This is a genomic window from Arthrobacter sp. UYP4 (assembly GCF_057291175.1).
The window spans coordinates 111,716-136,737 of record NZ_JBXAVU010000005.1 but is presented as its reverse complement, the minus strand read 5'-3'; the positions used below and the strand labels follow the sequence as shown (position 1 = coordinate 136,737).

Below are 25,022 nucleotides of genomic sequence, written 5' to 3'. Positions count from 1 at the left end.
TGATGTCCTGTCAGTGACTGCTGTGGAAGAAGTCCCACATGAGTTCACTTGCCTGGATGTCTTGCGTGACTGGGCCTGATCCGTTGAATTCGGCGGGGTCACCTCCTGGCCAGGTGTGTCCGCCGCCCTCGACCACGTAGTGGAAGACCTCGGCGTGGGATCGGCATGCTGTGTAGCTAACGAGGGAGACAGTGCTCGTCACCTCTTCGGTAGCTGACTTCTTGCAGTGGTTCAGTTCAGCCCACCGATCCGATGCGTCCAGGGCGCCATAGCGCCAGTACGCGGAGCCTCCGTCTTCGAAGGGGTTGGTGGGGTCTGCGGTGCCGCTGAAAGTCATCACGGGAAGGGGTTCCGAGGGCTGGCAGGTGGCTGGGTCAGGGACGTACCCGCCTTCAGGTGCCGGCATCGAGCTGCCGGCTCGCAGTCCGGCGACAGGTGCAATCGCTGTCAGAACGTCTGGGTGCTCGCATGCGAACTGGGACAGCATTCGCCCGCCTCCGGAGTAACCCGTGCCGTATACCTTCTTGTCATCGGCACAGGTCGATGTGAGTTCTGTGACGAGGTCTTTGAGGAAGGCGACGTCATCGGGAGCGCCTGGCTGGTCCGTGGAGGTGTACGGGACGTTCCAGCTGTAGCTCCCAGACGAGGGAATGGCGCCTTGCGGGGCGGCGACAACGAACTTCTCCCTGGCTGCTACCTGCTCGAGTTGTGACCGGCGAAGTTGCACCTCGGATGTACTCGAGCTGCCGTGAAGGTCCAGAACCAAGGGAAGCTTGGTGTGCTTCTGATCCGTTTCCGGCATGAAGACGACGGCTGATCGTGCTTTACCGCCGGATTGAATGGTGATCGTATGCCGTCCGGGTTCGGTCAGGGCGCATGTGGCATCCGGTGACCGATGAGGTGAATCCGGGGTGGAGGACGAATTCGTGGGCGCTGCGTGTGCCATCGCCGGGGTCGTTGCCGTGATGAGTAGGGCTGCAGCGAGGCCCGCTTGTGCAAGACGTTTCATGAAGACAGGTGCTTCCTCTGAAGATGTGAATAAGGGCTGGTTAAAACGAATCCCGCTTCCGGGACTGTAGAAGCGGGATTCGTCCTTCAAACGGGGTTCATCAGGGCGCGGAGAGGGTGGTGCGCAAATCATCGATGATGAGGTTTCCTGTGCCGCTGCCGTTGACGTAGACCGAAACTTCGGTCACCGCCGTGACGTTCAGGTCTGCTTCGGGCGCCCAGCTCGGCGGGGCGAAAGCCGTGAACGGGATGGTCACCTTTTGCCATTCGGTGCCTGTCGTCGTGACAGTGGTTTCCCAGTACGCGCCGCCGGCAACGAACTGCACCGTGAACTTGTTGGTGGCGTTGGGCTTCACCCACATTTCGAGTCCTGAGTATCCCCACCAGTTCTGTGCCTCAGGGAGTTTGTGAATGAGTCCGGCATACCCGGCCGATCCGGCCGAGTAGTTGACGGACAACGCCTTCGAACCGGTCTGGGGGTTGGTGGTCAGCGCCGCGGTGATGGGATCTCCTCCGCTGTTCGGAATGTATGCCGAAGCCACTGCCGCGTCAGTTGCATACTGTTCGAAGTCGTCGATTGTCAGCTGGGCCGTCGGCAAAGCTGCGGTGGTGAAGGACGCCGCTTGTGGGCTGACTACCGTCTGCCCCTTCCCGTTGACTGCGGTCACCGACCAGTAGTAGGTCGTTGCTGCCGTCAGGTCCAGATCGGGTGTGAACGAAGTGGACGGAATTGTTCGGGCCGTTACCAGCGGAGCGGACAGATCGGGGTTCGTTGAGAGCGTGAAATCGTAGTACGCGGTATCTGAGGCGGGTGTCCACGAGAAGGTTGGGGTGTCGATGACGTTGCCCGCGTTAGGTGCGGGGTTGGAGACCTGGAACGCGCCCGGCAGCGCCAGTTCGCCGCTCTGACCTGAGTAAATGGACACTTCACCGAGCTGTGGTGTCCAGACGTTGCCTGTTGCAGCAGGCCAGGTCACCTTGAGGTAGTTCACGTTCGTAGCACCTCGGACAGAGTAAACGTATTCCCTCCAGTTTCCTGTCCCTCGGTCAACCTGCACCGGCAGGATTTCCCAGTTCTGCCCATCACTCGAGCCGGAGATTTCCAGGTCACGCGCGGGCTCGTCTGGCCAGTACCACGCTGTGATGTCCGCTCCAGTCATGTCGTCTACAGCCCAAACGACAGAAGCCGGATCCGCGCTCTCTCGTTTCACACGCGAGGTATCTCCCGAGAAGTTCGCGGAATTCCCGGTGTCGAAGGCGAGGCTGCCGTTATGGCTTTGCGTCAGTGACCAGTCGTTCAGCGGGTCGTAGAGCGCCGGGCGGGGTGCCTGGTTCCAGAAGGTTGCGTCCCGAATCTCGATGGCTGCGCTGGAGGGCCACTGCACCTTCACCGCAGTGGCAGTCAGACCTGAAGCGACGAGTGTTGTTTGCCCCTTGTTCCGCTCGACTGTCGTTTTGACCGGTGTCCAGGTCTGCCCGTCGGTGGTCGCAAGGAGCTCAACGCCCTTTGCGTTGGACACAGTGATTTCGGCTCTGGTGATGTTGTCGCGTTCCCACACGATGTTGGATGTGCCGGAGCCCGTACCGACAACGACTGCGCCGTCGGCCCGTGGTTCAAGAACTACGTTTTCGCGGCTGGACGTCAAGAACAGGCTTTCGAGCGGATCCACCTGGATCGTGTTGTCGCCGGTGAGGGTATTGACGACAGCTGAAGGTTTCCCTACGGTCCCGTCGGGTTTGATGGCCGTAATGCGGTACTGAGCGTTATCAGGCGATTCGGTGTCGGTTACCGGCGATTCCTGGGCGCTGACTGGCTGCTCGGTGATTGTGGCCCAGGTCTTTCCGTCCGTTGAGCGCTCGACGATGTAGGTGCCGGCTCCGGCAACACCTCTCCACGAGATGAGGTTGATGCCGCTCTTGTTCTCGATCGATGTGATGAGTGGGATGTCGAGCTGGATCGAGCCCGGGCGGGTTCCGACGGCGGTGCCGTAGTCCCTGATGGCTTGTACCTGGGCGATTTCCTTCTCCGTGGTTCCTGGGTAGTGGAGGGTGAAGCCGTCGTCGTGCGGCACATAGCCGCCGGTGTCGTTGTGCCCGAACAGCGACCAGAAGAACATGCCTGACACGTCGGGATTGGCGGCGGCCGCTTCGAGAAGCTCAGCCGAGGCCGAGGTGGACCCGTACTCGCCAGCGATGTACACCTTGTCGGCGTTGGTGACGGCCTCGGCGTGCGCGGCAACCCGGTCGACCGTCGGCGGGTAGTAATGGACGTCGACGATGTCGAGCTCCGGAGCAACGAGGGTATCGGGGTCGATATCGAATCGACGCCCCGCGGCTACGAGCTGATTGGGGGCTTCCTCGTTGATGAGATCGACCTGCTGGTTGATCCAGTCGAGTGTCATGCCTTCGAGCTCGTTGCCGAGCTCCCACGCCAGGATGGTCGGGTCCTCGACGTATGGAACACCGGTCAGGGAGTTGGTTCGGTCCAGGATCATGGTCACGTAGTCCTGGTAAGCGGCGATAGCTCCCGGATCGGTGTAGAAGTCGGACGACTGGAGGCCCAGAGGGGTTGTAAAGTCCCGGTGTCCGCCGTGGTAGTAAGACCATTCGTCGGTGAGCGGGAGGATCAGCCTGATGCCTAAGGAACCTGCGTACGCGATCGCGAAATCGACGGTCTTGAACGCTTCCTCGTTGTACTCACCGAGTGCCGGCATGATTGCCAGCGGATTGGCGTCGTTCTGTCCGGTGGAAGTCATCATGTGTGAACGGACGACGTTCACGCCCATCTCGGATGCCGTGTCGAGGGCGTTCTTAATTCTGAAGTACGTGGGGTAGTCCACTCCCCCGACGTTCTCGTCCAGCCCCATCCAGTAGATGTTCGTTCCGCTCATGCGGTACGGCTTGTTTTTCAGCAGCAGGTCCGACCCGTCGCGGGTGACGAACTCTTTGTTCAAGCTCTTCCATTTGATATCGGCCGGACCGGCACTAGCCGGCACAGCGGATAGGGATGACGCTACGAAGACAGCTGCGAGGGCTCCGGTGACGCACCTGGCAGCCGTACGTCGTGCATGTCCTTGGGACGGGGTGAACATCGTCGGTCTCCTGTTGCTTGATCGAATGATGAGTCTGTTCCGGTACAGGAACAGACTCATCAGGAACTGTGGCAACGGCTTCCCCACCAGCCGGATGTGTGCCATAGCTCACACAACTATGGGTACCGGCAGGGGCAGAGTCAAGACTTACATAGATTAATTATGAAACAAGTGGATTCGCTGTTGATCCACGCTCGATGATCGTTGCACGAGGAGCTCTGACCTCTGAAGGCGGGACTGATTGAATGGCTTCCAGCACGGCCATGCCGGCCAGCTCCCCGATGGCGAGGACATCATGGCTCATGACAGATAGGGGCGGTTCCGCCAGCTCGCAGAGGGCAGAATCATCCCACGCCAGCAGTGACACGTCCTTCGGCACCTTAAGCCCCATATCGAAGGCAGCGCGAAGGCCGCCGAGGGCCATAACATCGTTGTCGAAAATGATCGCGGTCGGTTCGCCATCACGGAGCAGTTCGGTCGTAGCGATCCGACCGGATTCCTCTGAGTAGTCTCCTGCTCGCGCCTGATAGGACAAGCCGAGTTCGCTGCATCGCCGAGCCAGCGCAGAGGAGCGTATGGCGGAGTGAGCCATGTGTGCGGGTCCACCTATGTGCCCCAGTGAACGATGACCGAGCCGCTCCAGGTAGTCGACTGCGTCCTGCATGACGACGTCATCCTCGGTCCAAATGGACGTCAAGCCACCTGCTGAATGGACATCACTGATCGCCACGGCTGGCAGGCCGAGGTCGCGCACCTTGTTCAGCCGGACATCTCCGGGCACGAGATCGACAAGGACCACCCCGTCCACATGGCTTTCGTTCTTCCAGCGCTCAAACGTCTCCAGCTCGGACTCAACATCGGGCAGGATCTGCAGCAGGAGTGCGTAGTGCGAGGGCTGCAGTGCCAGCTCCAGCCCAGCAATGAACTCATGGTAGAAAGGTTCAGCCAACAGCATTTCTGATGTGCGCCGGAGCGTCAGGCCGACCGACCTGCCTCGATGGGCAACGTGGTCCGAGTGGCTGAAAACTGTGCGCAAGGATGCTCCAAGGCTGTTCGGGGCTCTAGGTTATATCGGCGTCGAGCTACGCCCTACATACTTGCATAGAAGCTTCTCTGACCATTTGGGTGAACGGAACCGTCAACAGTGGCACGACATGAGAACCCCAGCTCCGGCCCGGGCAGCAGGGCCTTGGTGATGGATCTGATCCGCTCTGCGGGAAGCATCAGCAGGGCCGAGCTGACCACGCTTACTGGACTCACCCAGCCGGCAATCTCGAGCATCGTCAAGAAGCTCATCAACGAGGATCTCATCCGCGAGGTTGGCCAGTCCGGTTCGACGGGCGGTAAACGGCGGCGCATGTTGGCCATGAATTCGGTGGCACGCTTCGGTGTGGGCGTTCAGGTAGCCGCCCAGGGGCTGTTATGGATGGCGACCGATATGCGCGGCGGGGTCCTGGGGCGTCGGAGAACCCCTGAGGCGCCGATCTCGGATCCTGTCGCTATGTCCGAACGAGTGGCGGAAGAGTACGATGCTTTCCTTGCCGCACTGCAGCTACCAGCAGAGGCAAGTGTGGGACTCGCGCTGGTCGGTCCTGGTCCAATCGATCAGGCCAGTGGTCTTTTCCAAGGTTCGCAGACCCCGCAGGCCTGGGTAGGCTTCGACATACCAGCCTCCCTGCGGGAAAAGCTGCAGCTACCGGTCCTCATCGAGAATGATGCTAGCTCCGCAGCACTCGGGGAATTCTGGTCGCGGCAGGTATCGCGACAGAAGACTTTCGCCTGCATATACATGAACATGGGCATTGGGGCGGGCGTCATCGTTGACGGCGCGCTCTACCGTGGCGCCAGCTCGAACGCCGCTGAGCTTGGCCACATCTCCCTCAACCCTTCGGGCCCCCCGTGCTTCTGCGGCAACCGCGGATGTCTCGAACGATACGCAGCACCCAGCACCATCTTGCAGCAGGCAAAGGACGATCCTGAACTACGATCAATGCTCGAGACGTCGTTCACGACCCGGGATGTCATGGGCCAATTCGATGATCTCGCTCGCCTCGCGATCCACGGCAACGAGGCTGCGTGCGAGCTTATTGACACCTCCGCAACCTATCTCGCGCACGCAGCCCTGACGCTGACAAACCTGTTCGACATCGATCACATCGTTCTGGCGGGCCCTGGTTTCGCCGTCGCCGGGGCTACATATGTTAAAAAGCTTCGTGCCCAGCTCGGGGCCGCGGCATTTGTGCGAAGTGCCCACACCATCGACGTCGAGCTGTCCTCCAACCCGCGTGACTCCGCAGCAGCCGGAGCCGCAGCGCTTATGTTGCAGAGCTCCGTGTCGCCGGGTCATGGACCCGTGCGCCTCGCATCCTGATCCTGAGCGAACAGCTTTCATAACTAATTTATGAAAGCTGTTGACACCTGCCCGTTCTCTCGTGCAACCTGAAGAACACGATCTTCTTGAGGGCAGGAACCGAGGCCGCTGTCATGTAGCAGGACAGTCTCGGACCAGAGTGCATCAGCCCATCTGATGGCAAGATCCCTCAAGCAGCCCGGAACTTACCGTCGGCCCCGCCGACGCACGCGTCACTGGAGACTTGAACAAGGAGCTTTTCAATGAAGAAAAAGGTAGTAGTTACCGCTGCCCTCGCACTTGGAGCCTCGATGGCGCTGAGTAGCTGCGCCGGCGGAAGCAGCAACAGCCCTGCAGGCGAAGGGTCGGGAGAACCGTCAGGGGACATCACTGTTCTCACCAACCGAACCGACCTCGTCGACACGGTCTTTCCTGAATACGTCGAGAAGTTCCAGGAAGAGTACCCCGATGTGAACGTTGAGTTCGAAGCGCTGACGGACTACGACGGCGACGCGACGATCCGACTCAACTCCCAGGACTACGGCGACGTCCTGCTCGTTCCGACCGCCGTACCGAAGGATCAGTTCCCAGCCTTCTTCGAGCCCTTGGGAGAAGCTGCCGAGCTGACCGAAGAGTACAGATTCATCAATTCCGGGTCGTTCGAGGGACAGACGTATGCGCTGCCGACCTTCGGCGCAGCCATGGGATACGTGTACAACCGCGGCGTCTGGGAAGAAGCCGGCATCACCGAGGCCCCGGCCTCGGAACAGGAATACCTCGACGCACTCGGCGCCATCGCTGACAAGACCGACGCGATCCCGTACTACACCAACTACGCGGACGGATGGCCGCTCTCGTCACTCCAAAGCAACCAGGGCGCCATCGGTGGCCCCGACGCCCGCATCGAAATGACCCAGGACGACTCTCCGTGGGAAGAGGGTAAGGACCAGTACGCCCTCGATTCCCTCCTCTGGGACACTGTCGCCGAAGGTTACTCCGAACCCGACCCGACCACGACCAACTGGGAGGAATCCAAGAACCTCCTCGCGACAGGGCAGGTCGGATCCATGGTCCTCGGATCTTGGGCGATCGCACAGATGCAGGACGCAGCCGAAGCCGCAGGTGAATCGCGTGACTCCATCGGCTTCCGGCCGATGCCGTGGCAGACCGACGACACCTTCACGTCGATGATTGCGCCCGACAAGATGCTCGCCGTCAGCAAGAACTCCGACAACAAGCCGGCCGCCCGCGCTTGGCTCGATTGGTTCACCAACGAATCCGGCTTCGCGGCAAGCCAGGGAGGGCTCGACCCCAAGATCGACGCCGAAATCCCTGAGTCCCTCGCAGACTTCGAAGAGCTGGGTGTCGAGTACGTCGAACTGGCCCCGGAGCCCGAGGGCGAGGAAAGCCTCTGGTCCGACATCTACAACGAGGCGGAAATCGACCTCACCGGGGACCAGTACCGCCGCGAAATCATCGACATCGCGCGAGGCGCGCAGGGCGGCGACAAAAACGGCTACTTCGCCGACCTGAACGAGCGCTGGGCAGCCGCACGAGCATCGGTCACCGAATAACCGCTCCCCACATACCGTTGTGGCGGCGCTGAAAGCGCCGCCACAACGGTCCAAGATTGGACTACACATGGCACTGCTAGCTCCACGAGCCGGCCAAGCCGATCGCAGCAAGCAGCATCGGGGCCCGAAACCGCCCAGGAGAAACCGGAAGCAGTCACGCATCACGCCGTGGCTCTTCCTTGCCACACCGCTGGCTTTCCTGGTCGTACTCACCTACATACCTGTCGTCAACATGTTCTGGTACAGCGTCACGTCCTGGAACGGCATCGACGTTGACAAAGAGTTCGTAGGGCTCGAGAACTACACCGAGATCTTCACCGAACCCTCGATCTTTCAGGTCTTTTTCGTCAGCGTCTACTACCTGTTCGGCGCTGTGGCTCAATTGGTCATCGCACTCTACTTCGCCACCATTTTGAGTTTCAGCACCCGCTTCAAGAACCTCTTCAAGGGCCTACTGTTCTTCCCCTACCTCATCAACGGCGTAGCAATCGGCTTGGTGTTCCTCTACTTCTTTCGTCCCGGCGGCACCCTGGACGCACTGCTTGCAGTGACGGGTGTAAACGATCCACCACTCTGGCTCGGCGACCCGTCGCTCGTGAACATCTCCCTCGCAGCTACCTCCGTCTGGCGGTACATGGGATTGAACTTCATCCTGTTCCTCGGCGCGATCCAGTCGATCCCCTCGGAACAGTACGAAGCAGCCGACATCGACGGTGCGACCGCTTGGCAAAAATTCCGGTTCATCATCCTGCCCAGCATCAGCCGGATCCTCGGGTTGTCCTTCACCCTCGCCATCGCAGGCGCGCTTTCGGTATTCGAGATGCCTTACATCATGACCGGGGGCGCGAACGGATCAGCAACGTTCGTCATCGAAACCATCAACACCGCGTTCAAATACGCGAACGTCGGACTTGCGTCAGCCATGGCAGTCGTCCTCCTGCTCATCGTGCTCTTCGTGACCTTCATTCAACGCCGTATTTTCCCCGACGACCAGGAGGCTTCACGATGAGCTCGCAGGTCACCCCCTCGGCATCGAACGAGGCACCCCCGATTACCGGCAGAGCAGAACTCCCAAAACGCAGGGAGTCCGGTCGTACCACCCGGTACACCGCTCGAACTCTCAAGTACATCTCCTTGGTACTGGCGGCGCTGGTGTCACTCGTGCCCTTGGTGACGATCTTCATGACGTCCTTCAAGACGCAGGAGGAGTTCCGCACGACCAGCCCTCTGACTCCGCCGGAGAACTGGACCAACTTCTCAAACTTCGTGACCGCCTTCGATAGCGGCGGCATGATCACCGGGTTCATCAACACCACGATCATTCTCATCGTCTCGGTCACCGGAACGATCCTGATCGGAACGATGGCCGCCTACGCCCTCGATCGCTTCACCTTCCGCGGCAGGGGCCTTGTGATCTTCGCGTTCCTCCTCGCAACCCTCGTCCCGGCGGTCACAACTCAAGTAGCGACGTTCCAGGTCATCAACGCCCTGGGCCTTTTCAACACCCGCGGCGCGGCGATGGTCCTCTTCATGGGCACGGACATCATCGCGATCTACATCTTCCTGCAGTTCATGAAGTCGATTTCGCCCTCACTCGACGAGGCAGCAATGATCGACGGCGCGAATCGCTTCACCATCTACTGGCGGATCATCCTCCCGCTCCTGAAACCGGCGATTGCGACCGTGGTCATCATCAAAGGCATCGCGGTCTACAACGAGTTCTACATCCCGTTCCTCTACATGCCCGCTAGGGACCTCGGCGTGATCTCGACATCTCTCTTCCGCTTCACCGGGCCATTCGGCTCCCAATGGCAGGTCATCTCGGCCGGGACGATCCTCGTCATCGTGCCGACGGTCATCGCCTTCATCTTCCTTCAACGCTATATCTACAACGGGCTAACAGCTGGAGCTACAAAATGACAACCGATCTGCACACCGTCCAGTACCTGCACAACGACTGGACCCTCCGAGCACTCGCAGGGCCAGTACCTGCTCACATCGCCGGCCAAGCCATCGAAGCCACCGTCCCCGGGACCGTGCACACAGACCTGATGGCACAAGGACTCATCCCCGACCCCTACCTTGACGGCAACGAAAAACTCCTCACATGGATCGGCCAGTCCGACTGGGAGTACACCACCAACTTCGCCTGGTCGCCCGACGGACATGAGCGCCACGACCTGGTCTTCGAAGGACTCGACACCGTAGCCCGTGTCCTGCTCAACGGCACGGAGATAGCCAACACCCGTAACCAGCACCGCACTTACCGGGTTCCTGTCGACAGGACCTTGCGACAGGGGCTGAACGTCCTCACCATCGAGTTCGCCTCGCCCATCAAGTACGCCAACGCGGAAAGCCTGAATCTCGGATACCGGCCGCACGTCAATTTCCATCCCTACAACGCGATCCGCAAATCGGCATGCAACTTCGGTTGGGACTGGGGACTGGACGCCACGACAAGCGGTATCTGGCGCCCAGTCAGCCTGCACTCATGGTCCGGTGCCCGGCTCGCCAGCGTCCGACCCACACCAACCGTCGAGGGAACGCGCGGCCAGGTAGCCGTCGTCGTCGAGATCGAACGAGCATCCCAAGGACCGGTCGATATCAGTGGCTCGATACCTCAGGCAGGAGCCGTGGAATCAACAACCATCGGAGAAAATGAGACCGCGTGCACCATCAACCTAGACGTCGAAGACGTCGACCTGTGGTGGCCGCGCGGCTTCGGTGACCAACCCCTCTATGACCTGAGTATCGATCTGGGAATCAAGGGTTCCCGGGTGTCCGGCTGGGAATCCCGCATCGGTTTCCGGACCGTCAAAGTGGAACTCGAACCCGACGATGAGGGAACCAGCTTCCGCTTCATCGTCAACGGCACCCCCGTCTGGGCTCGCGGCGCCAACTGGATCCCCGATGATGCTTTCCTGCCCCGCGTCGACCGCACACGGCTAGCTGCACGACTCGACCAAGCCGAATTCGCCAACATCAACCTGCTTCGGATCTGGGGCGGTGGGATCTTCGAATCCGACGACTTCTTCGAACTCTGCGACGAACGCGGCATCATGACATGGCAGGACTTCCTGTTCGCCTGCGCTTGCTACGCCGAGGAAGAACCACTGCGCAGCGAAGTCGAAGCCGAAGTCCGGGACAACATTGAACGACTCATGCCCCACGCAAGCCTCGTCCTTTGGAACGGCAACAACGAAAACATCTGGGGCTTCGACGAATGGGGCTGGAAGAAGCGACTCGAAGGCAAGACATGGGGCCTGGGCTACTACCTCGACCTGCTGCCACGGCTGGTCAGCGAACTGGACCCCTCCTGCAACTACACCCCAGGCAGCCCGTGGTCGGGAAGCCCGGAAATCTTCGCCAACGACATCGAACACGGCTCCGTACACCTCTGGGAGCACTGGAACCGGCAGGACTACCCGACCTACCGCGACGTCGTCCCACGTTTCGCAGCCGAATTCGGGTGGCAAGGACCGCCCTCATGGTCAACAATGACGCGCGCCATCTCCGACAATCCGCTCACCCCCGAATCGCCCGGAATGCTGGTACACCAAAAAGCTGCAGACGGGAACGACAAGCTCACCGACGGGCTGGTCGCGCACCTTCCCCTCCCCAACAACACCGAGGACTGGCACTGGGCTATGTCCCTCAACCAGGCCAACGCCATGACATTCGCCATCGAACACATGCGCTCCTGGAGTCCGCGATGCATGGGAACGGTCATCTGGCAGCTCAATGACTGCTGGCCCGTCACCTCCTGGGCCGCAGTCGATGGAGACGGGGTCGCAAAGCCGCTCCTGTACGCACTCCGGCACGTCTACGCGGACCGGATGCTAACAATCCAGCCCCGCGGGGATCAACTCGCAGTGGCAATCATCAACGATGCCGCAGAACCCTGGAACGGTACCCTTACAGCGCGTCGGCTTCGTTTCGATGGAACCGAGATAGCCGCCGTCGAGCTTGACCTAACAACGGTCAGTGCACGGGCCTCACAACTGATCGAACTACCAGCCGAGGTAGCTGCGGCAGGTGACGTCGCGGATGAGGTACTCGTTATCGACTACGGCAACGAGCGTGCAAGCTGGTTCTACGCGGAGTACCGGGACTCCAACCTCGAAGCCGCGCGCTTCACAAGCGAGGCTACCGCCACTGATACGGGTTACTCGGTGACGATCACCGCCGAAAACCTGATCCGGGACCTTACGCTCCTCGTCGACAAGGTCGACCGCCATGCCGTCGTCAGCGACATGATGGTCACGCTGCTCCCCCAGGAATCGGTGACCTTCCACATCACCTCCACCGTGGAGGTCACACCCGAAAGCTTCGTGACCAAGAACGTGTTGCGGACAGCAAACCAGTTGGTCATCGACTGGGGAACCCGGGCGCTTCCTCACCAGCGCGAGCTCGCCCCTACTCCCTAAGCGCACCGGGTTCTGACCTGCTGCTCATAAGCAGGTCAGAACCGGCTCCTGCTCCATCACAACATTTCTACGGATCTACAAACCTATAAATGTAGACGACACCCAGTTAGGGACGCTCATGGATGCCGCACGCCCATTTCTGACTCTCGCAGTAGATATCGGTGGCACAAAGGTCGATGCCAGTCTCATCACCGCAGATGGAGCCGTGGTCCCCGGCACCCTCCACCGACGTGCCACAGGCTCAACCACCTCAAGGCAGCGCATCTCAACTGCCATCAGCGAAGCCGCAAGCGCCGCCATTGCTGGGGCGCCTGCCAGAAGTTCCATCATCGGAATCGGGATCGGATCAGCCGGGCCTGTAAACCTCGACAAAGGCACCATCAGTCCCAAGAACCTGCCTCACCTGCATGACTTCGGAATAAGCGCTCACCTCGGAGCTCTCCTACCAGGACGTCCCGTCACCCTGCGCCTCGACGGTACCTGCATCGCACTGGCCGAATCCTGGAAGGGAGCCACACAAGGATCACCCAATTCACTCACCATGGTGATCTCGACAGGCATCGGTGGAGGCATCATCCTCCAGAACAAGCTCATCGCCGGGCGGTCAGGAAACGCCGGCCACATCGGACAGATGCGGCTACACCCGAAAGAAACCACGCACTCCCCCATCCACGCAGGGACACTGGAAGATCTTGCATCCGGCCCGCAAACAGTCGCCTGGGCCCGAGGCCAAGGGTGGACCGGCGCAACCGGCGAAGACCTCGCCCACTCCTACGACCAAGGAGACGCCACCGCACAGGCAGCAGTCCGCCGTTCAGCTGCCGCAGTGGGGCTCGCCATAGCGAACGCTGCGACGCTACTCGACCTCGACGTAGCGGCGCTCGGCGGCGGGTTCATCAATGTAAGCAGTGACTACGTCGACCTCGTGCGAGAAGCCGCCCACTCATCCCGCGTTCTGGACTACACAACCGACCTGCGCATCGTTGCAACAGCACTCGGACACGAGGGCCCTCTTCTCGGGGCCGCAGCCCTCATCCACCAAGCCCACGCCCTGGACCTCGCAGCCTGAGTAGCAGGATTCAGCCATCACCTCGAAAGGTCGAACAACGATGTTCCACAAGAACCCATGGCGCGCCCCCGCCGTCGCGCTCCTGTGCCTACTCTTCATCGGAGCATCCTTCACCCCCACACAAGCGTTCTCCTGGACATCCAAAGCGACCGTCGTCAGCTACCTGCAGTCAATTTCGGGCACCAAAGTGATCGCCGGTCAGCACAACAAAGAACCAGCGGCACAGCCGGCCTACTACACCAACAGGGTGCAAGCCATCACCGGCGTACGTCCAGGCCTATGGGGCGGCGACTTCCTGTTCAGTTCGACCGATGTGAGCAACCGTCAGTCGGTCATCAACCAGGCCAAGACCGAATGGGCCAACGGATCACTCGTCACCCTTACCTGGCACGTGTGTCCCCCCACCACCAGCTCGAGCTGCAGCTGGGAGACAATCAACGGCAACCTCACCGATGCGCAGTGGAACGAGCTCGTCACCAACGGAACTGCTCTCAACAGGGCGTGGAAGACACGCCTGGACGAGATCGTCCCCTATCTGCAGCAGCTCGACGACGCTGGCATCCCTGCCATCTTCCGTCCACTGCACGAGATGAACGAACAATGGCCCTGGTGGGGAGGCCGAACCGGCCCAAACGGATCAGCGAAGCTCTTCCAAATCACCCGGGACTACCTCGACAGCACAAAAGGACTAGGGAACCTGATCTGGGCATGGAACGTCCAGGACAACGCCAACGGGAACTTCGCCGGCTTCTACCCAGGACACAACTACGTGGACCTCGTGACCCTCGACGCCTGGTACAAAAACTTCCCTTCGAACCAGGAGTACTCAGCTCTCCTCGCCCTCGCCCCCGGCAAACCCCTCGCTCTGGGAGAGGTAGGCAAAATGCCCACCGAAAGCCAACTCGCAAGCCAACCGCGATGGACCTACTTCATGCACTGGTCAGAACAGCTTGAAACCAACAACACCCACCAGGACATCAAAAACACCTACTACAACCCACGGGTCATGCACCAAGGCGACATCACTTTCCCCTGACCATGCCATACGCCGATGCTCAGAGGTCCAGCACGTCCGGCGGTACCCAGCCAGAACGGGGGCGGCCCCTTCAACTCACCACCTGCCGCAGCGGAGTCCCTAACTCCTATCGAGCTGCCGGAATGGAGCTCCTCACATGAAGAAACATGGTCGCCTAGGATTCGGACGTCCCACCAGCACCGAGACCGCTCAACAAGTCAGCGCTCCATTTAGAGGGAGACGCGACTTCGACAATGGCTCCATCACGTCCGAACGCCCATTCTCTGGACTGGTACAGGCACTGAAACCAGCTCGCGTGAAGCTAGTAATCGCGGTCATTGCCTACCTCGTGAAAGACAGCCCCGTCTGGGTGCTGCCCGTTATCACGGCGGCAGTCATCGACACGGTAGTGGCAGGGGGACCTCCGGAGAGACTCGCACTACTCGGCTGCGCAGCACTGGTCTTGGTCGCCTTCAACTACCCCGCCAGCCAAACGTTTGTTCGGCTGATCAGTGCCACAGTTCGCGATCTGGGTGTTTCCTTGCGGAACGAACTCGCTCACCGTCTCCAAGTGTTGTCCATCGGATTCCACGGAAGGTCCAGCTCGTCAGTCATCCAAACCAAGGTCGTGCGAGATGTTGAAAACGTCGAGCTGATGCTTCAACAGGGGGCCAACCCGCTCCTTTCAGGTCTCGGCGTCATCCTCGGAGCCGTGACCGTCCTCGCCCTTCAAGTGCCCGCCTTCCTCCTGCTATTCATACTGGTCGTGCCGCTCTCGGTCGTACTCATCCAAGGAGTGCGCCGCCGTTCCCACCAGAAGAACGAGCTCTTTCGCCGAGACATCGAACAGTTCTCGTCGCAGGTGGGCGAAATGGCGATGCTCCTCCCAATCACCCGTGCACACGGCCTCGAAGAAGTTGCCACACAACGAGTTCTCACGACAGCAAAGGCTGTACGGAACTCAGGATTCAGCCTGGACATGCTAAACGGCCGGTTCAGCGCGCTTGCGTGGGGATCCTTCCAACTACTGTCCATCGCCTGTCTCATTGGTGCAGCAGCCCTCTCCGTGAGCGGTCTGCTGCCGATCACCGCAGGACAAGTGATACTGCTGAGTACCTACTTCGTCATGCTCACAAACTCAGTACTCAACCTCCTCAACCTCGCCCCCTTGCTCACAAAGGGACGCGAATCCCTCCGATCCATCGGCGAGGTCCTTCAGGAACCGGACATTGAGCGGAACAACGGCAAACACCAGATCCTTCATACAGACGGGCATCTGACCTTCGATCACGTCGACTTCCGCTACCCGGAGGAAGAAGACCTCGCCATTCACAGTCTCAGCTTGGACATCAACCCCGGAGAGACCATCGCCTTCGTTGGCAAATCAGGATCCGGCAAATCAACTGTGCTGAACCTCGCCCTCGGTTTCCTCCGACCAACCAGCGGCCACCTGCTGCTGGACGGCACCGATATGGAAACACTCGACCTGCGCACTGTGCGTCGCCACATCTCAGTGGTACCGCAGGAATCCGTACTCTTCTCCGGATCAATCCGAGACAACATCGCTTACGGGCTCGACAACGTCAATGACGAATCGATCTGGCAAGCACTCCAGGAGGCCAACGCATCCGACTTCGTTCGAGCACTCCCGAACGATGTCAACACCCTACTGGGCGAACGGGGAGCCCGCCTATCGGGCGGACAGCGACAACGAATCTCCATCGCTCGCGCCCTGATTAGGGACCCACGGGTCCTCCTGCTGGACGAGGCAACAAGCGCTCTAGACAGCGAGTCAGAACAACTCGTTCAAGACGCGCTTGCAAACCTGCGCCACGGAAGAACGACCCTGATCGTGGCTCACCGGCTCTCGACAATCCGCTCCGCGGACCGAATCGTGCTCTTAGACAGCGGCCGAGTAGTCGAAACCGGTACACATGAAGAACTCCTGACCGCTAAGGGCCCCTATGCGAAGCTGTACACACTTCAAACGCGCTGAACGGACTCCGCAAGACACAACGCACCGGTACGGGCGATCGGAAGCGGAACAGAGGTATGGGCATCGGGCGTACCTGACTGCCATCGTGCTGACCCCTCCATCACGGTTGTGCTGAACTCGGCCGTGCAACAGGCTAGACGCGGCTCTTCAGATAGTTCAGGACTTCGCGGGCGTCCGTGATCATGGTGGACGAACTCCTATGCACGCCATCGTCATCCTGGTACTCATAGTCCTGCCGAATACCGATTTCATCCGTGAAAGTGTGAGTCGTCGTTTCCCAGAGTGTGTACTTCCCGTCGGAACCCCAGCCTGGACGAGTGGAGGTGTGCGTCTCCTCACGCCCGCGGTACTGACCGTAATCACGGATGAACTCAGCCAAAATGAGTGCATCATCGTCTGTCAACCGTGTTCGAGACATCAAGACGAGCTCCAATGGTTTCCCTAAGCCGCCTTTTCTCTTGCTGATCCATGTTGCCTCCTCGATTCACGGACGCCAGGGTATCGATGCATTACCTCGGCTTCAGGGATGGTGCTTTAGGCACCATGCTAGGGGTACGCGGGCGGACGGGTAGAAGTGCTGTACCTACTGCTACGAGTACAAACCCTCCGGTGCTGGGACAACTGGCAACGGCGTGTTCGCAGGCTTGTGCTCCGCCGGCGTGCAGCCCTGGAAAGGGCCGGTACTAGAGAAAAGGGCAGCCATGTGGGGTCGGCGTAGCTGTTCCACCAGTTCGCGAGTCCTGTCGTCGGGTCGACGCGCAGCGCTTCCCATGCGCGCCAGAGCGCGTTGAGCCGGTTGACGGCTTCCTTGTGCCGCCACCAGCTGGCGCACCAGGTGAACTCCGCACGTCCATGAGACACAACGGGCCGCTGATACTGGTGCACCAGGAACTCGGTTACGAACTCCTCGAGGTTGTTGAAGACCATTTCGGGAGCAGGCTGCGCTGTCCCCTGGGTTGGGTGGATGCTATCGGTTTCGGGCTCCTCGCCGGGGAACACATCATCGGCAGAGTCGTCGGACCCGAAGGGTGCGTGCAGGTCCATCGAGCTACTCCTTCACCATGGTCGACCAGCGGTTACCGCCGGCCGCGACAGCAGGGTTGGCGGGAACGTCGTCAACGCTCGTCGGCACTGAAGGCGCCGCTGCAGCGGACGCGGAGGCGACTCGTGTGCCGTTGTGGGCGGCGCCGCGACCTTATCGGCGTAGGAGCGGTCCCTGACAGGCACTGTGCGCAGCAGGACGGCGCGGGAGCCGGAGCCGAGCATGATGGCTCGGCCCTTGGGCATCGCGGCGAGGTCCGCGACGGAGAGGATGTCGTCGGTGGAGTCCTGATGGCTCGTGGAGCGGCTGTCCTTCTGCCTCGAGGTCGACACCGAGGTGTACCGGTACTGACACACCAGGTCGGAGAGCATCTTCAGGAAGCCCTCTTCCTTGACGTTGCCGCCGTAGGTGAAGACGTTGGCTGTGGAGAACAGCTTCTTCATCCCGGATTCGCCCCACACGTCGACGCCCTGAGACCAGGATTGTAGGAATGTAGAAACCACGATTCCTCGGGACCCGTAGTGGCTGTAGAGGTCGGGCAGGTTCTCCCACCGGCACACGTTCGCAGCCTCATCGAGGACGCAGACCATCGGGACCGCCAGGCGGAAGCGCGGAGCTACCAGGACCAGTTGTGAGGCGGCTGCTCGGTAGCAAGAATGCGCCGGGCGGTCTTTCGGACGTGCGTTGTCCCGCATTCCCCGAACGGGCCTCGCTTGACGAAGAGGACTGTGGCGTGGCGATCGAAGTGGTCGATCCACCAGGAGGACATCCCCCCGTTTGCCTGCGCGTCTAGCCATTGCTCGTACAGTGCGCGGAACCGGTCGACGGCTTCTGGGTGGTTCCACCACTGGGAGCACCAGTACTGGTTTTGCGACCGATCCACGGACTCGAGTATCGCGACGAGGCTTTCCACCCAGTCCACGAGATCCTCCGGGGTGTAGGTGAGCTCTGCCCCCTCGCCCTGACCGTTAGGTTCGGTACCACTCGCGGTCGTGTTGGTGGTTCCAGTCATGACGACATCGCTGTTTTTTGACCCTTGATGCGGTCGACTGTTTCCCCGATACGGGCGTTGATGGTCTTGTCGCGGAACCAGGGGACGGTGCGGACGATAGTTCCGCCGCCGGTGGAGGTCTTCACCCACGCCCGGTTGGCAGGGAGTTCGGAGAGCTGGGAGAAGGACATGATGTCGCGGCGCTGGGTCTGCACTGACCGGGAGGACCCGTTCCTCGAGGTCGAGCTGCTGCGGATTCTCGCGTCGTACTGGCCGATCGTCTTGGACAGGGATTCGAGGAATTGTGTGTCGTCGGATCCGCCGCCGTAGACCTTGATCGCGGCCGCGGACCACAGGGTGTCCCACCCGGTGCGCTCGAGCATGGCCATGCCCTGCCCGCGGGTCTGGAAGTAGGCGCTGACAACGATGCCCATGGACCCGAAGAACGAATACCACTCCGGGAGCTGCTTGAGTTTGACGACGTTCCCGACCTCATCCAGGTCAGCCACCAGCGGCACCGGCAGGCGACCTCCAGCCCGCCGGGCGGCCTGCTGCGCGGCGGTGAACACCGCGTAGACAAAGGTGGACACAAACGCTGCACCCGAGCCGGCGGCGTCCTGCGAAAGCAGGATCAGGGTGTCCGTGCCGGTCACGAACCGGGCCGGATCGAAGACCGGCACACCTGGGGTCGGCGTCGACCACGCCACGAGCTCGTCGTGTACCAACGCTGAGGTCATGCGCTGCGCACTGGCGGCCACGGACCCGCGGGTGTCCTCTGGCTGGGCGCTCATGCCCTTCAACGCCGACGCAGGACCAGCGTGGCCCGCCCGTTCGAGCAGCTCGGCTGGTTCCATGAAGTCCGCCGAGGAAACCCACCGCATAACGTCTTTAATGGTGTCTCCATGTCTCGCGGCTGCGAGGAGGCACCAGGCCAGGAAGTCGCGTCCCTGCGAGTCGAACTGGGCATCCCCCCTGCCCTGGCCGGCGTTCGGGGCGGAGGAGGTCTCGAAGATCGACGCGACCTCGCCGGCGCTTACCGTGTCGGTGACACTTGTGAGCGGGTTGAAGATCATGGCGGGCCGGTGGCTGTCCCGCCAAATCCGCTGCGGGTCGAACAGCCACACCGTCCCGGTGTCGGAGCGCGCGGCCAGGACTTCGGCGACGCCGTCGACCTTGTTACTGGTCATGATGTACGGGCCAGGGGCTTCGGTGGCGTGCCGGACGACCTGCGTTGTCGTCTTGCCCCGCCCGGTCCCCCACACATGGGTCGAGCACTCCCTCCAACCCTGGATAACGGCTTTGGTGCCGGTGTCGCCGGCGTACCCAATCGTGAGGCCCGGGCGATGCCCTCCACGTCTGGGTGGAGGCCGGCTGCTTCGGTGAGGCGGGCATCAAGCATCGCCGGACGCATCTTCCCGCCAGGACTCATCCGACGGGACGCCTCGGCGGTCCTGGACACAGGGCGGGTGGTCCCCCACGCAAGGACCGCGATGACCACGACCGCTTCCGCCCCGAGCAGCCAGCCCGCGGCCGCCGGCCACGGATCCCCCGTGGCAAGACCAATCGCCAAGGTGATCGGGTTCCATGACAGGTCGGTGGGAACAGGGGTGAAGGCTTCCCCGAGGTGGATCAGGGCGACCGCGACGAACGCGGCCAGGGCCAGGAAGGAGAACAGGACAACGGATGCGTTCTCCTCGTTCTTCAAAGCATTCGTCATGGGGTCACCGTCATCGGCTTACTTTTGCTTGTGCTGCGGCCCACGCCTGGCTCGTGTTGGGGGCCCGGTGCTCGCCGGCATGGGGCGGCGCCTGCTCGGCTCCTACATGGGTGACGCCGTACCCGAGCGCGACATCCCCGCCCACCTGGACCTGTGGCGGCGCGGCCTGCTGCCCGTCGAACTGCTCCACACGGACACGCACCCCCTCGAGGATCTCAACGAAAGTCTCGATGCGCTCTCCGAGGGCCGCGTGGTACGACGGATCTTCACGCTCGGCAAGTGATTTGTTGCCGTGGGGACCAAAACCCGGTCCGTGCGTACGATGACAGCTGCACGTCTATCCAGAGGAGAACGACAATGCAGCAACGCACACTCGGCGGTATCACCGTCAGCGCCCTCGGACTGGGCGGAATGCCCATGTCCATCGAGGGACGCCCCGACGAGGACCGTTCCATCCGCACCATCCATGCAGCGATCGACGCCGGGATCACCCTGATCGACACCGCGGACGCGTACCACCGCGACGCGGACGAGGTGGGCCACAACGAGGTGCTCATCGCGAAGGCACTGGCCACCTACGGCGCCGACAGCTCGTCCGTGCTGGTCGCGACCAAGGGTGGCCACCTGCGGCCCGGCGACGGATCATGGACGCTGAACGGTCGCCCGGACTACCTCAAGGAGGCCGCGAAGGCGTCCCTCAAGCGCCTCGGCGGCGACGCCATCGACCTGTACCAGTACCACCGTCCGGATCCGGAGGTCGCCTACGAGGATTCCATCGGGGCCCTCAGGGACCTGCTGGACGAGGGCGTCATCCGCATGGCCGGCATCTCGAACGCCACCGTGGACCAGATCCGGCAGGCCAACGAGATCCTCGGCGGCCGGCTGGTATCCGTGCAGAACCAGTTCTCGCCGGCCTTCCGGTCCAGCGAGGACGAGCTGAGGTACTGCGGCGAGAACGGCATCGCCTTCCTGCCGTGGAGCCCCCTCGGCGGCATCAAGAAGGCAGGCGGACTCGGCGAGCACTTCACGCCGTTCCAGGAGATCGCCGACAGGCACGGCGTCAGCCCCCAGCAGGTATGCCTGGCCTGGGAACTGGCCCTGTCACCCACGGTTCTCCCGATCCCCGGCGCGTCGCGGCCCGAGAGCGTGCAGGACTCGGCACGCGCCTCGGACCTCGAACTCTCGGCCGACGAGATCGGGACATTGTCCGGCACGAAGTAGGCCCGTTCCCGAACACGGGGATGCCCGCACCCGCCAGGGGTGCGGGCATCCCCGTGTCGTAGGGGTGCCGTTCCCCGTCGGGGCCGGACCGCCCCGGGAGGGCCCGCCGGCACCCGCCCCGACGACCGGAACGGGCGCTAGCGGCCGCCCGGCCCGTCCGGCTGCATGGCGACGGCGCGGACGGGAGCCCCGTCCGCCCCGGCGAGGGCGAGCGGCAGCACGGAGACGACGGGCTGGTCCCAGGTCACGGCAGCGAGACCTGCGAGGTTCTCGATGATCACGCCGCCGGCCCCGAGCAGTGCCGCGTGGAACGGCAGCCGTCCGCCGTTGCGCAGGGTCGGGTCGGGATTGAGGGTGTCCACGCCGACCACCGTGATACCCGCCGCGAGCAGCAGTTCGGCGACCTCGGGCGCCAGGACGGGGTGCTCCAGATAGTGTCCGCTGCCGAACCAGGCGGACCAGCCGGTATGGAACAGCACCATCGCCTGGCCCGTCAGGTCCTGCAGCTGGCCCTCCACGGAGGCCCAGGTGATGATCTCGTGCGGAGCCAGACCGGTGCACTGCACGATGCGTGCCGGCCCCACCAGCCGGCCGAGGTCGATGTCGTCCACGGCCTGCCCGCCCGCGATCGAGTGGAGGGGCGCGTCGAGATGGGTGCCCGTGTGGGACCCGGCGTGGAGCGAGGCCACCTGGTACCCGTCCTCGGCGACCGTCGCGACGGTGGTCAGGACGACCTCCGGATCACCCGGGTAGACCTGCATCCCGGTACGGACGGGCTGCGAGAGGTCAACGATCCGCACGGACGCCCTGCTTCTCCGGGAGATCCAGGAGATGGACACGCGGGTGCCCGTCGCGGCTGATACGTCGTGACGCCGCCGCCCAGGCGAAGTAGAGCAGGGCGGACAGCACGAAGGTCGGGATGGTCGCTCCGATCGGACTGGGGACGACATAGGTGAGGAGCAGCGATGCGCCGGCTCCGAGGAGCCAGACCAGGACCGCGGCCACGTTCACTCCCCCGGTGTACCAGTACTCGCCGCCGCTGGCACGGAGGATGTCCCGGCCGTAGTGGCGGGAGCGCACCACGTAGTAGTCGACGATCATGATGGCGAAGACGGGGATGAACAGGGCGCCGATCACCGTCAGGAAGGCCGTGAACTGGTTCAGGAGCGCGAGCCAGGTGGAGCCGAGGATCGAGATGACGCCGAGCACGATCGCGGTCGGCAGGAACGTGACGCGCCGGGAGGGCACCATGTTCACGACGGAGGCCACCATGCCGTAGACCACCATGGTGTTGGTGGCCATGACGGACAGGAAGATCACGACGGCGAGCGGAGCACCGAAGGAGGCGACGATCACGGTGGGATCGAACGGCACGGCCTCCCCGCCGTCGAGCACCACGTAGCCGATGGCCGTGGCGCCGAGCGTCATGGCGAGCACGGTGGAGAGCATGTACCCGATCCCCGAACCGATCATCCCCGCCGACTGCGTGCGCGCGAGGCGGTTGAACTCCGCGGACAGCACCGTCCAGGAGATCGCCGTCGCGATCACGACGTCCAGGGCGGCGACACCCGTCCAGCCCGCTGCCGTGTCCTGCGGGATGGCGGCGATGTCCGCGGGGCTGTAGGCGAGGAACGCGGTGGTGAAGATGTACGCCATGAAGGCGAGGATCACGAGGGCGAGCCACGGCTCCACGCGGGCGATCCCGGTGTGGCCGAAGATCGCCAGGCACACCACCAGCAACTGGCACAGCACCGAGAAGAGGACGGGGCTCGAGAACCCGGTGGCCTGCTCGACGAGGAAGTTCACGGTCACGCCGGCGAGCATCGCCTGCACCCAGCTCCAGCCCATGAGCGTGATGACGTTCGCGGCCACCGGCAGGAAGGACCCCCGCAGCCCGAAGGACCCCTTCGTCAGGGACATCGTCGCCAGGCCGGTGCGCGTGCCCATGTTGCCCACCAGGACCAGCACCGAGCCGCCGATGAGCGTGCCCAGCACGATCATGGCGACGGCGAGCGGCCAGCTGATGCCGGGGACGAACAGGGTGCCGGTGAGGAGGGTGGTGACCACGAGGTTCGCGGCGAGCCAGATCATGCCCATCCGGGCCGTACCGAGCGTGCCGCGCAGTGGGCCGTAGCCGTCGGAGTTCCGGTCGAGGTGGTCCGACAGGCGTCAGTAGGCCGAGGTGGGAGGGGTTCCTGCCGTCATGGTGGTCTTACTTCCGGTCGTCGTGGGGGGTGGGGCTGAGGTGTTCGTGGACCGCCGTGATGGTGCCGTCCGAGCGGCGGAAGACGATCGTCTCGCGCTCCCGGGTGGTCTCCGACTCTCCGGCGGTCTCCGTGGTGGTGCGGACGTCGTGCGTGAAGACCGCCACGTCCCCGAGCAGCTGCACGCGCCGGTCGCTGCTGGAGCAGTCCGTCACGCGCCACCCCGCGTCGAGCCACGTCGACCACAGCTGCTCGTAGGCGGCCCTCGACCCGAGCCTGCGGTCCTCGGTGTGGAAGACGAAGGTCGCGTCCTCGGCGAAGCAGGCGAAGTATGCCTGCGTGTCGGTCGCACGGAAGGCCTCCACGAGGGCGGCGGCCGCGTGGAGCACGTCCTCCTCCGTGAGATGTGCATCGGTCATCGAGCGTCGTCCCTTCCACCGTCACCCTCAGGTTGCCCACAGGTGAACATTTGTTGTCCAGTGAGTGTGTGTGACGTGGGCGACGTTGTCAACGGAGCACGGCCTCGCCGTCGGCCGGGGAACGCCGGACGGCCTCCCCCGCATTGCTAGGGTGAGGGCATGTCACCGAACCCCGTCGCCCTCATCACCGGCGCCTCCCGCGGTATCGGCCGCGCCATCGCCGACGAGCTCGGCTCCACGCACCACCTGCTGCTCGGCGGCCGTGACCTCACCGCCCTGGCGGACCTGTCGTCGTCGTTCCCGTCCGCGGAACCCTTCGCGGCGGAACTGCGCGACGCCGGGCAGGTGGCCGCCGCCGTGGCAGGGATCCCGCGCCTGGACGTCCTCGTCCACTCGGCGGGCGTGCTCCGGATGGGGCCGGTCGCGGAACTGTCCGACGATGCCTGGCGCGAGAGCTTCGAGGTCAACGTGTTCGCGGTCGCGTCCCTCACGCGGGCGCTGCTGCCGGCACTGCGCGCCGCTTCGGGCCAGATCATCGCCATCAACAGCGGGTCCGGGTACACCTCCGGCGCCGGGTCGGCCGTCTACAGCGGCACCAAGTTCGCGCTGCGGGCCCTCACGGACGCGCTGCGGGAGGAGGAGCGGCCACACGGTGTGCGGGTCAGCTCCATCCACCCGGGCAGGGTCGCCACCGACATGCAGGAGGAACTGCATGCATGGGAGGGCAGGGACTACCGGCCTGAGGCATGGATCCGCCCGGACCAGGTGGCGAAGGCCGTCCGGCTCGCCGTCGATGCGACACAGGAGTCGGCGATCGAGACCCTCAGCATCCGGCCCTCCGGCATCACGCTCGGCTGACCCACACTCCAGCGGCGGCAGCCGACCGGCACAGGTCCT

Annotated in this window: 21 protein-coding genes; 11 read left to right on the top strand and 10 right to left on the bottom strand. The window is 62.6% G+C overall.

What is annotated here, in order from left to right; all coding sequences use genetic code 11:
• Positions 1-10: 10 nt before the first annotated feature.
• The 3 genes from AC0Z9V_RS16460 to AC0Z9V_RS16450 form a co-directional block, all read right to left on the bottom strand.
• Entirely contained in the window at positions 11-946 is a 936-nt protein-coding gene (locus tag AC0Z9V_RS16460; RefSeq protein WP_485142162.1) for an extracellular catalytic domain type 1 short-chain-length polyhydroxyalkanoate depolymerase, read from the bottom strand.
• A 163-nt stretch (positions 947-1,109) separates the two neighbouring features.
• Positions 1,110-3,962, bottom strand: coding sequence for a CIA30 family protein (locus AC0Z9V_RS16455; protein ID WP_485142146.1), 2,853 nt, complete (start codon positions 3,960-3,962; stop codon positions 1,110-1,112).
• A 298-nt stretch (positions 3,963-4,260) separates the two neighbouring features.
• Positions 4,261-5,049, bottom strand: coding sequence for a LacI family DNA-binding transcriptional regulator (locus AC0Z9V_RS16450; RefSeq protein WP_485142145.1), 789 nt, complete (start codon positions 5,047-5,049; stop codon positions 4,261-4,263).
• 246 nt (positions 5,050-5,295) lie between these two features.
• Between AC0Z9V_RS16450 and AC0Z9V_RS16445 the strand changes: the two genes are divergently transcribed.
• The 8 genes from AC0Z9V_RS16445 (at position 5,296) to AC0Z9V_RS16410 (ending at position 16,531) form a co-directional block, all read left to right on the top strand.
• Entirely contained in the window at positions 5,296-6,471 is a 1,176-nt protein-coding gene (locus tag AC0Z9V_RS16445; RefSeq protein ID WP_485142161.1) for an ROK family transcriptional regulator, read from the top strand.
• 242 nt (positions 6,472-6,713) lie between these two features.
• On the top strand, positions 6,714-8,024 hold the full coding sequence (locus AC0Z9V_RS16440; RefSeq protein WP_485142144.1) for an ABC transporter substrate-binding protein: 1,311 nt from the start codon (positions 6,714-6,716) through the stop codon (positions 8,022-8,024).
• Positions 8,025-8,091: 67 nt separating this feature from the next.
• Positions 8,092-9,033, top strand: coding sequence for a carbohydrate ABC transporter permease (locus AC0Z9V_RS16435; protein WP_485142143.1), 942 nt, complete (start codon positions 8,092-8,094; stop codon positions 9,031-9,033).
• Positions 9,030-9,944, top strand: a complete 915-nt coding sequence (locus AC0Z9V_RS16430; protein ID WP_485142142.1) for a carbohydrate ABC transporter permease — start codon at positions 9,030-9,032, stop codon at positions 9,942-9,944. The genes AC0Z9V_RS16435 and AC0Z9V_RS16430 overlap by 4 nt, the downstream gene beginning before the upstream one ends.
• A complete protein-coding gene (locus AC0Z9V_RS16425) occupies positions 9,941-12,451 on the top strand; it encodes a glycoside hydrolase family 2 protein (RefSeq protein ID WP_485142141.1) in 2,511 nt (836 codons plus the stop codon). The genes AC0Z9V_RS16430 and AC0Z9V_RS16425 overlap by 4 nt, the downstream gene beginning before the upstream one ends.
• A gap of 118 nt (positions 12,452-12,569) precedes the next feature.
• Complete coding sequence (locus tag AC0Z9V_RS16420) at positions 12,570-13,520, top strand: ROK family protein (RefSeq protein ID WP_485142140.1); 951 nt, start codon at positions 12,570-12,572, stop codon at positions 13,518-13,520.
• Positions 13,521-13,560: 40 nt separating this feature from the next.
• Positions 13,561-14,556, top strand: coding sequence for a glycoside hydrolase family 26 protein (locus AC0Z9V_RS16415; protein WP_485142139.1), 996 nt, complete (start codon positions 13,561-13,563; stop codon positions 14,554-14,556).
• A 295-nt stretch (positions 14,557-14,851) separates the two neighbouring features.
• Positions 14,852-16,531: an ABC transporter ATP-binding protein gene (locus AC0Z9V_RS16410; protein ID WP_485142138.1), complete on the top strand. Its 1,680-nt coding sequence runs from the start codon at positions 14,852-14,854 to the stop codon at positions 16,529-16,531.
• A 546-nt stretch (positions 16,532-17,077) separates the two neighbouring features.
• Here the strand turns inward: AC0Z9V_RS16410 and AC0Z9V_RS16405 are convergent.
• The 4 genes from AC0Z9V_RS16405 to AC0Z9V_RS16390 are packed head-to-tail and all read right to left on the bottom strand — an operon-like array spanning position 17,078 to position 19,826.
• Positions 17,078-17,575 (bottom strand): DUF4913 domain-containing protein, encoded by a 498-nt coding sequence (locus tag AC0Z9V_RS16405; protein WP_485142137.1) that lies wholly within the window; start codon positions 17,573-17,575, stop codon positions 17,078-17,080.
• Between the two features lie 12 nt (positions 17,576-17,587).
• Positions 17,588-18,163, bottom strand: coding sequence for a TraG/TraD/VirD4 family protein (locus AC0Z9V_RS16400; protein ID WP_485142136.1), 576 nt, complete (start codon positions 18,161-18,163; stop codon positions 17,588-17,590).
• Positions 18,164-18,189: 26 nt separating this feature from the next.
• Positions 18,190-18,585, bottom strand: coding sequence for a DUF4913 domain-containing protein (locus tag AC0Z9V_RS16395; protein WP_485142135.1), 396 nt, complete (start codon positions 18,583-18,585; stop codon positions 18,190-18,192).
• Positions 18,582-19,826, bottom strand: coding sequence for a type IV secretory system conjugative DNA transfer family protein (locus AC0Z9V_RS16390; protein ID WP_485142134.1), 1,245 nt, complete (start codon positions 19,824-19,826; stop codon positions 18,582-18,584). The genes AC0Z9V_RS16395 and AC0Z9V_RS16390 overlap by 4 nt, the downstream gene beginning before the upstream one ends.
• 522 nt (positions 19,827-20,348) lie before the next feature.
• Between AC0Z9V_RS16390 and AC0Z9V_RS16385 the strand changes: the two genes are divergently transcribed.
• Complete coding sequence (locus tag AC0Z9V_RS16385; RefSeq protein WP_485142133.1) at positions 20,349-20,564, top strand: hypothetical protein; 216 nt, start codon at positions 20,349-20,351, stop codon at positions 20,562-20,564.
• Between the two features lie 74 nt (positions 20,565-20,638).
• Complete coding sequence (locus AC0Z9V_RS16380) at positions 20,639-21,502, top strand: aldo/keto reductase (RefSeq protein ID WP_133081369.1); 864 nt, start codon at positions 20,639-20,641, stop codon at positions 21,500-21,502.
• Between the two features lie 137 nt (positions 21,503-21,639).
• On the opposite strand, the gene AC0Z9V_RS16375 is transcribed toward AC0Z9V_RS16380, so the two are convergent.
• The 3 genes from AC0Z9V_RS16375 to AC0Z9V_RS16365 form a co-directional block, all read right to left on the bottom strand.
• The gene (locus AC0Z9V_RS16375) at positions 21,640-22,302 is read right to left on the bottom strand and encodes a cyclase family protein (RefSeq protein WP_485142132.1); all 663 of its coding nucleotides are present in this window, start codon (positions 22,300-22,302) and stop codon (positions 21,640-21,642) included.
• The gene (locus AC0Z9V_RS16370) at positions 22,289-23,599 is read right to left on the bottom strand and encodes a purine-cytosine permease family protein (RefSeq protein ID WP_485142131.1); all 1,311 of its coding nucleotides are present in this window, start codon (positions 23,597-23,599) and stop codon (positions 22,289-22,291) included. The genes AC0Z9V_RS16375 and AC0Z9V_RS16370 overlap by 14 nt, the downstream gene beginning before the upstream one ends.
• A gap of 115 nt (positions 23,600-23,714) precedes the next feature.
• Complete coding sequence (locus AC0Z9V_RS16365; RefSeq protein ID WP_485142130.1) at positions 23,715-24,125, bottom strand: YybH family protein; 411 nt, start codon at positions 24,123-24,125, stop codon at positions 23,715-23,717.
• Positions 24,126-24,284: 159 nt separating this feature from the next.
• Between AC0Z9V_RS16365 and AC0Z9V_RS16360 the strand changes: the two genes are divergently transcribed.
• On the top strand, positions 24,285-24,983 hold the full coding sequence (locus AC0Z9V_RS16360) for an SDR family oxidoreductase (RefSeq protein WP_208740057.1): 699 nt from the start codon (positions 24,285-24,287) through the stop codon (positions 24,981-24,983).
• Positions 24,984-25,022 lie beyond the last annotated feature (39 nt).

Excerpts from the sequence above, each read along its gene's own strand:
- AC0Z9V_RS16460 (WP_485142162.1), bottom strand. The coding sequence starts at position 946 with ATGGCACACGCAGCGCCCACGAATTCGTCCTCCACCCCGGATTCACCT.
- AC0Z9V_RS16445 (WP_485142161.1), top strand. The coding sequence starts at position 5,296 with ATGGATCTGATCCGCTCTGCGGGAAGCATCAGCAGGGCCGAGCTGACC.
- AC0Z9V_RS16440 (WP_485142144.1), top strand. The coding sequence starts at position 6,714 with ATGAAGAAAAAGGTAGTAGTTACCGCTGCCCTCGCACTTGGAGCCTCG.
- AC0Z9V_RS16435 (WP_485142143.1), top strand. The coding sequence starts at position 8,092 with ATGGCACTGCTAGCTCCACGAGCCGGCCAAGCCGATCGCAGCAAGCAG.
- AC0Z9V_RS16430 (WP_485142142.1), top strand. The coding sequence starts at position 9,030 with ATGAGCTCGCAGGTCACCCCCTCGGCATCGAACGAGGCACCCCCGATT.
- AC0Z9V_RS16425 (WP_485142141.1), top strand. The coding sequence starts at position 9,941 with ATGACAACCGATCTGCACACCGTCCAGTACCTGCACAACGACTGGACC.
- AC0Z9V_RS16420 (WP_485142140.1), top strand. The coding sequence starts at position 12,570 with ATGGATGCCGCACGCCCATTTCTGACTCTCGCAGTAGATATCGGTGGC.
- AC0Z9V_RS16415 (WP_485142139.1), top strand. The coding sequence starts at position 13,561 with ATGTTCCACAAGAACCCATGGCGCGCCCCCGCCGTCGCGCTCCTGTGC.
- AC0Z9V_RS16405 (WP_485142137.1), bottom strand. The coding sequence starts at position 17,575 with ATGGACCTGCACGCACCCTTCGGGTCCGACGACTCTGCCGATGATGTG.
- AC0Z9V_RS16400 (WP_485142136.1), bottom strand. The coding sequence starts at position 18,163 with ATGGTCTGCGTCCTCGATGAGGCTGCGAACGTGTGCCGGTGGGAGAAC.
- AC0Z9V_RS16395 (WP_485142135.1), bottom strand. The coding sequence starts at position 18,585 with ATGACTGGAACCACCAACACGACCGCGAGTGGTACCGAACCTAACGGT.
- AC0Z9V_RS16380 (WP_133081369.1), top strand. The coding sequence starts at position 20,639 with ATGCAGCAACGCACACTCGGCGGTATCACCGTCAGCGCCCTCGGACTG.
- AC0Z9V_RS16370 (WP_485142131.1), bottom strand. The coding sequence starts at position 23,599 with ATGGGCATGATCTGGCTCGCCGCGAACCTCGTGGTCACCACCCTCCTC.
- AC0Z9V_RS16365 (WP_485142130.1), bottom strand. The coding sequence starts at position 24,125 with ATGACCGATGCACATCTCACGGAGGAGGACGTGCTCCACGCGGCCGCC.
- AC0Z9V_RS16360 (WP_208740057.1), top strand. The coding sequence starts at position 24,285 with ATGTCACCGAACCCCGTCGCCCTCATCACCGGCGCCTCCCGCGGTATC.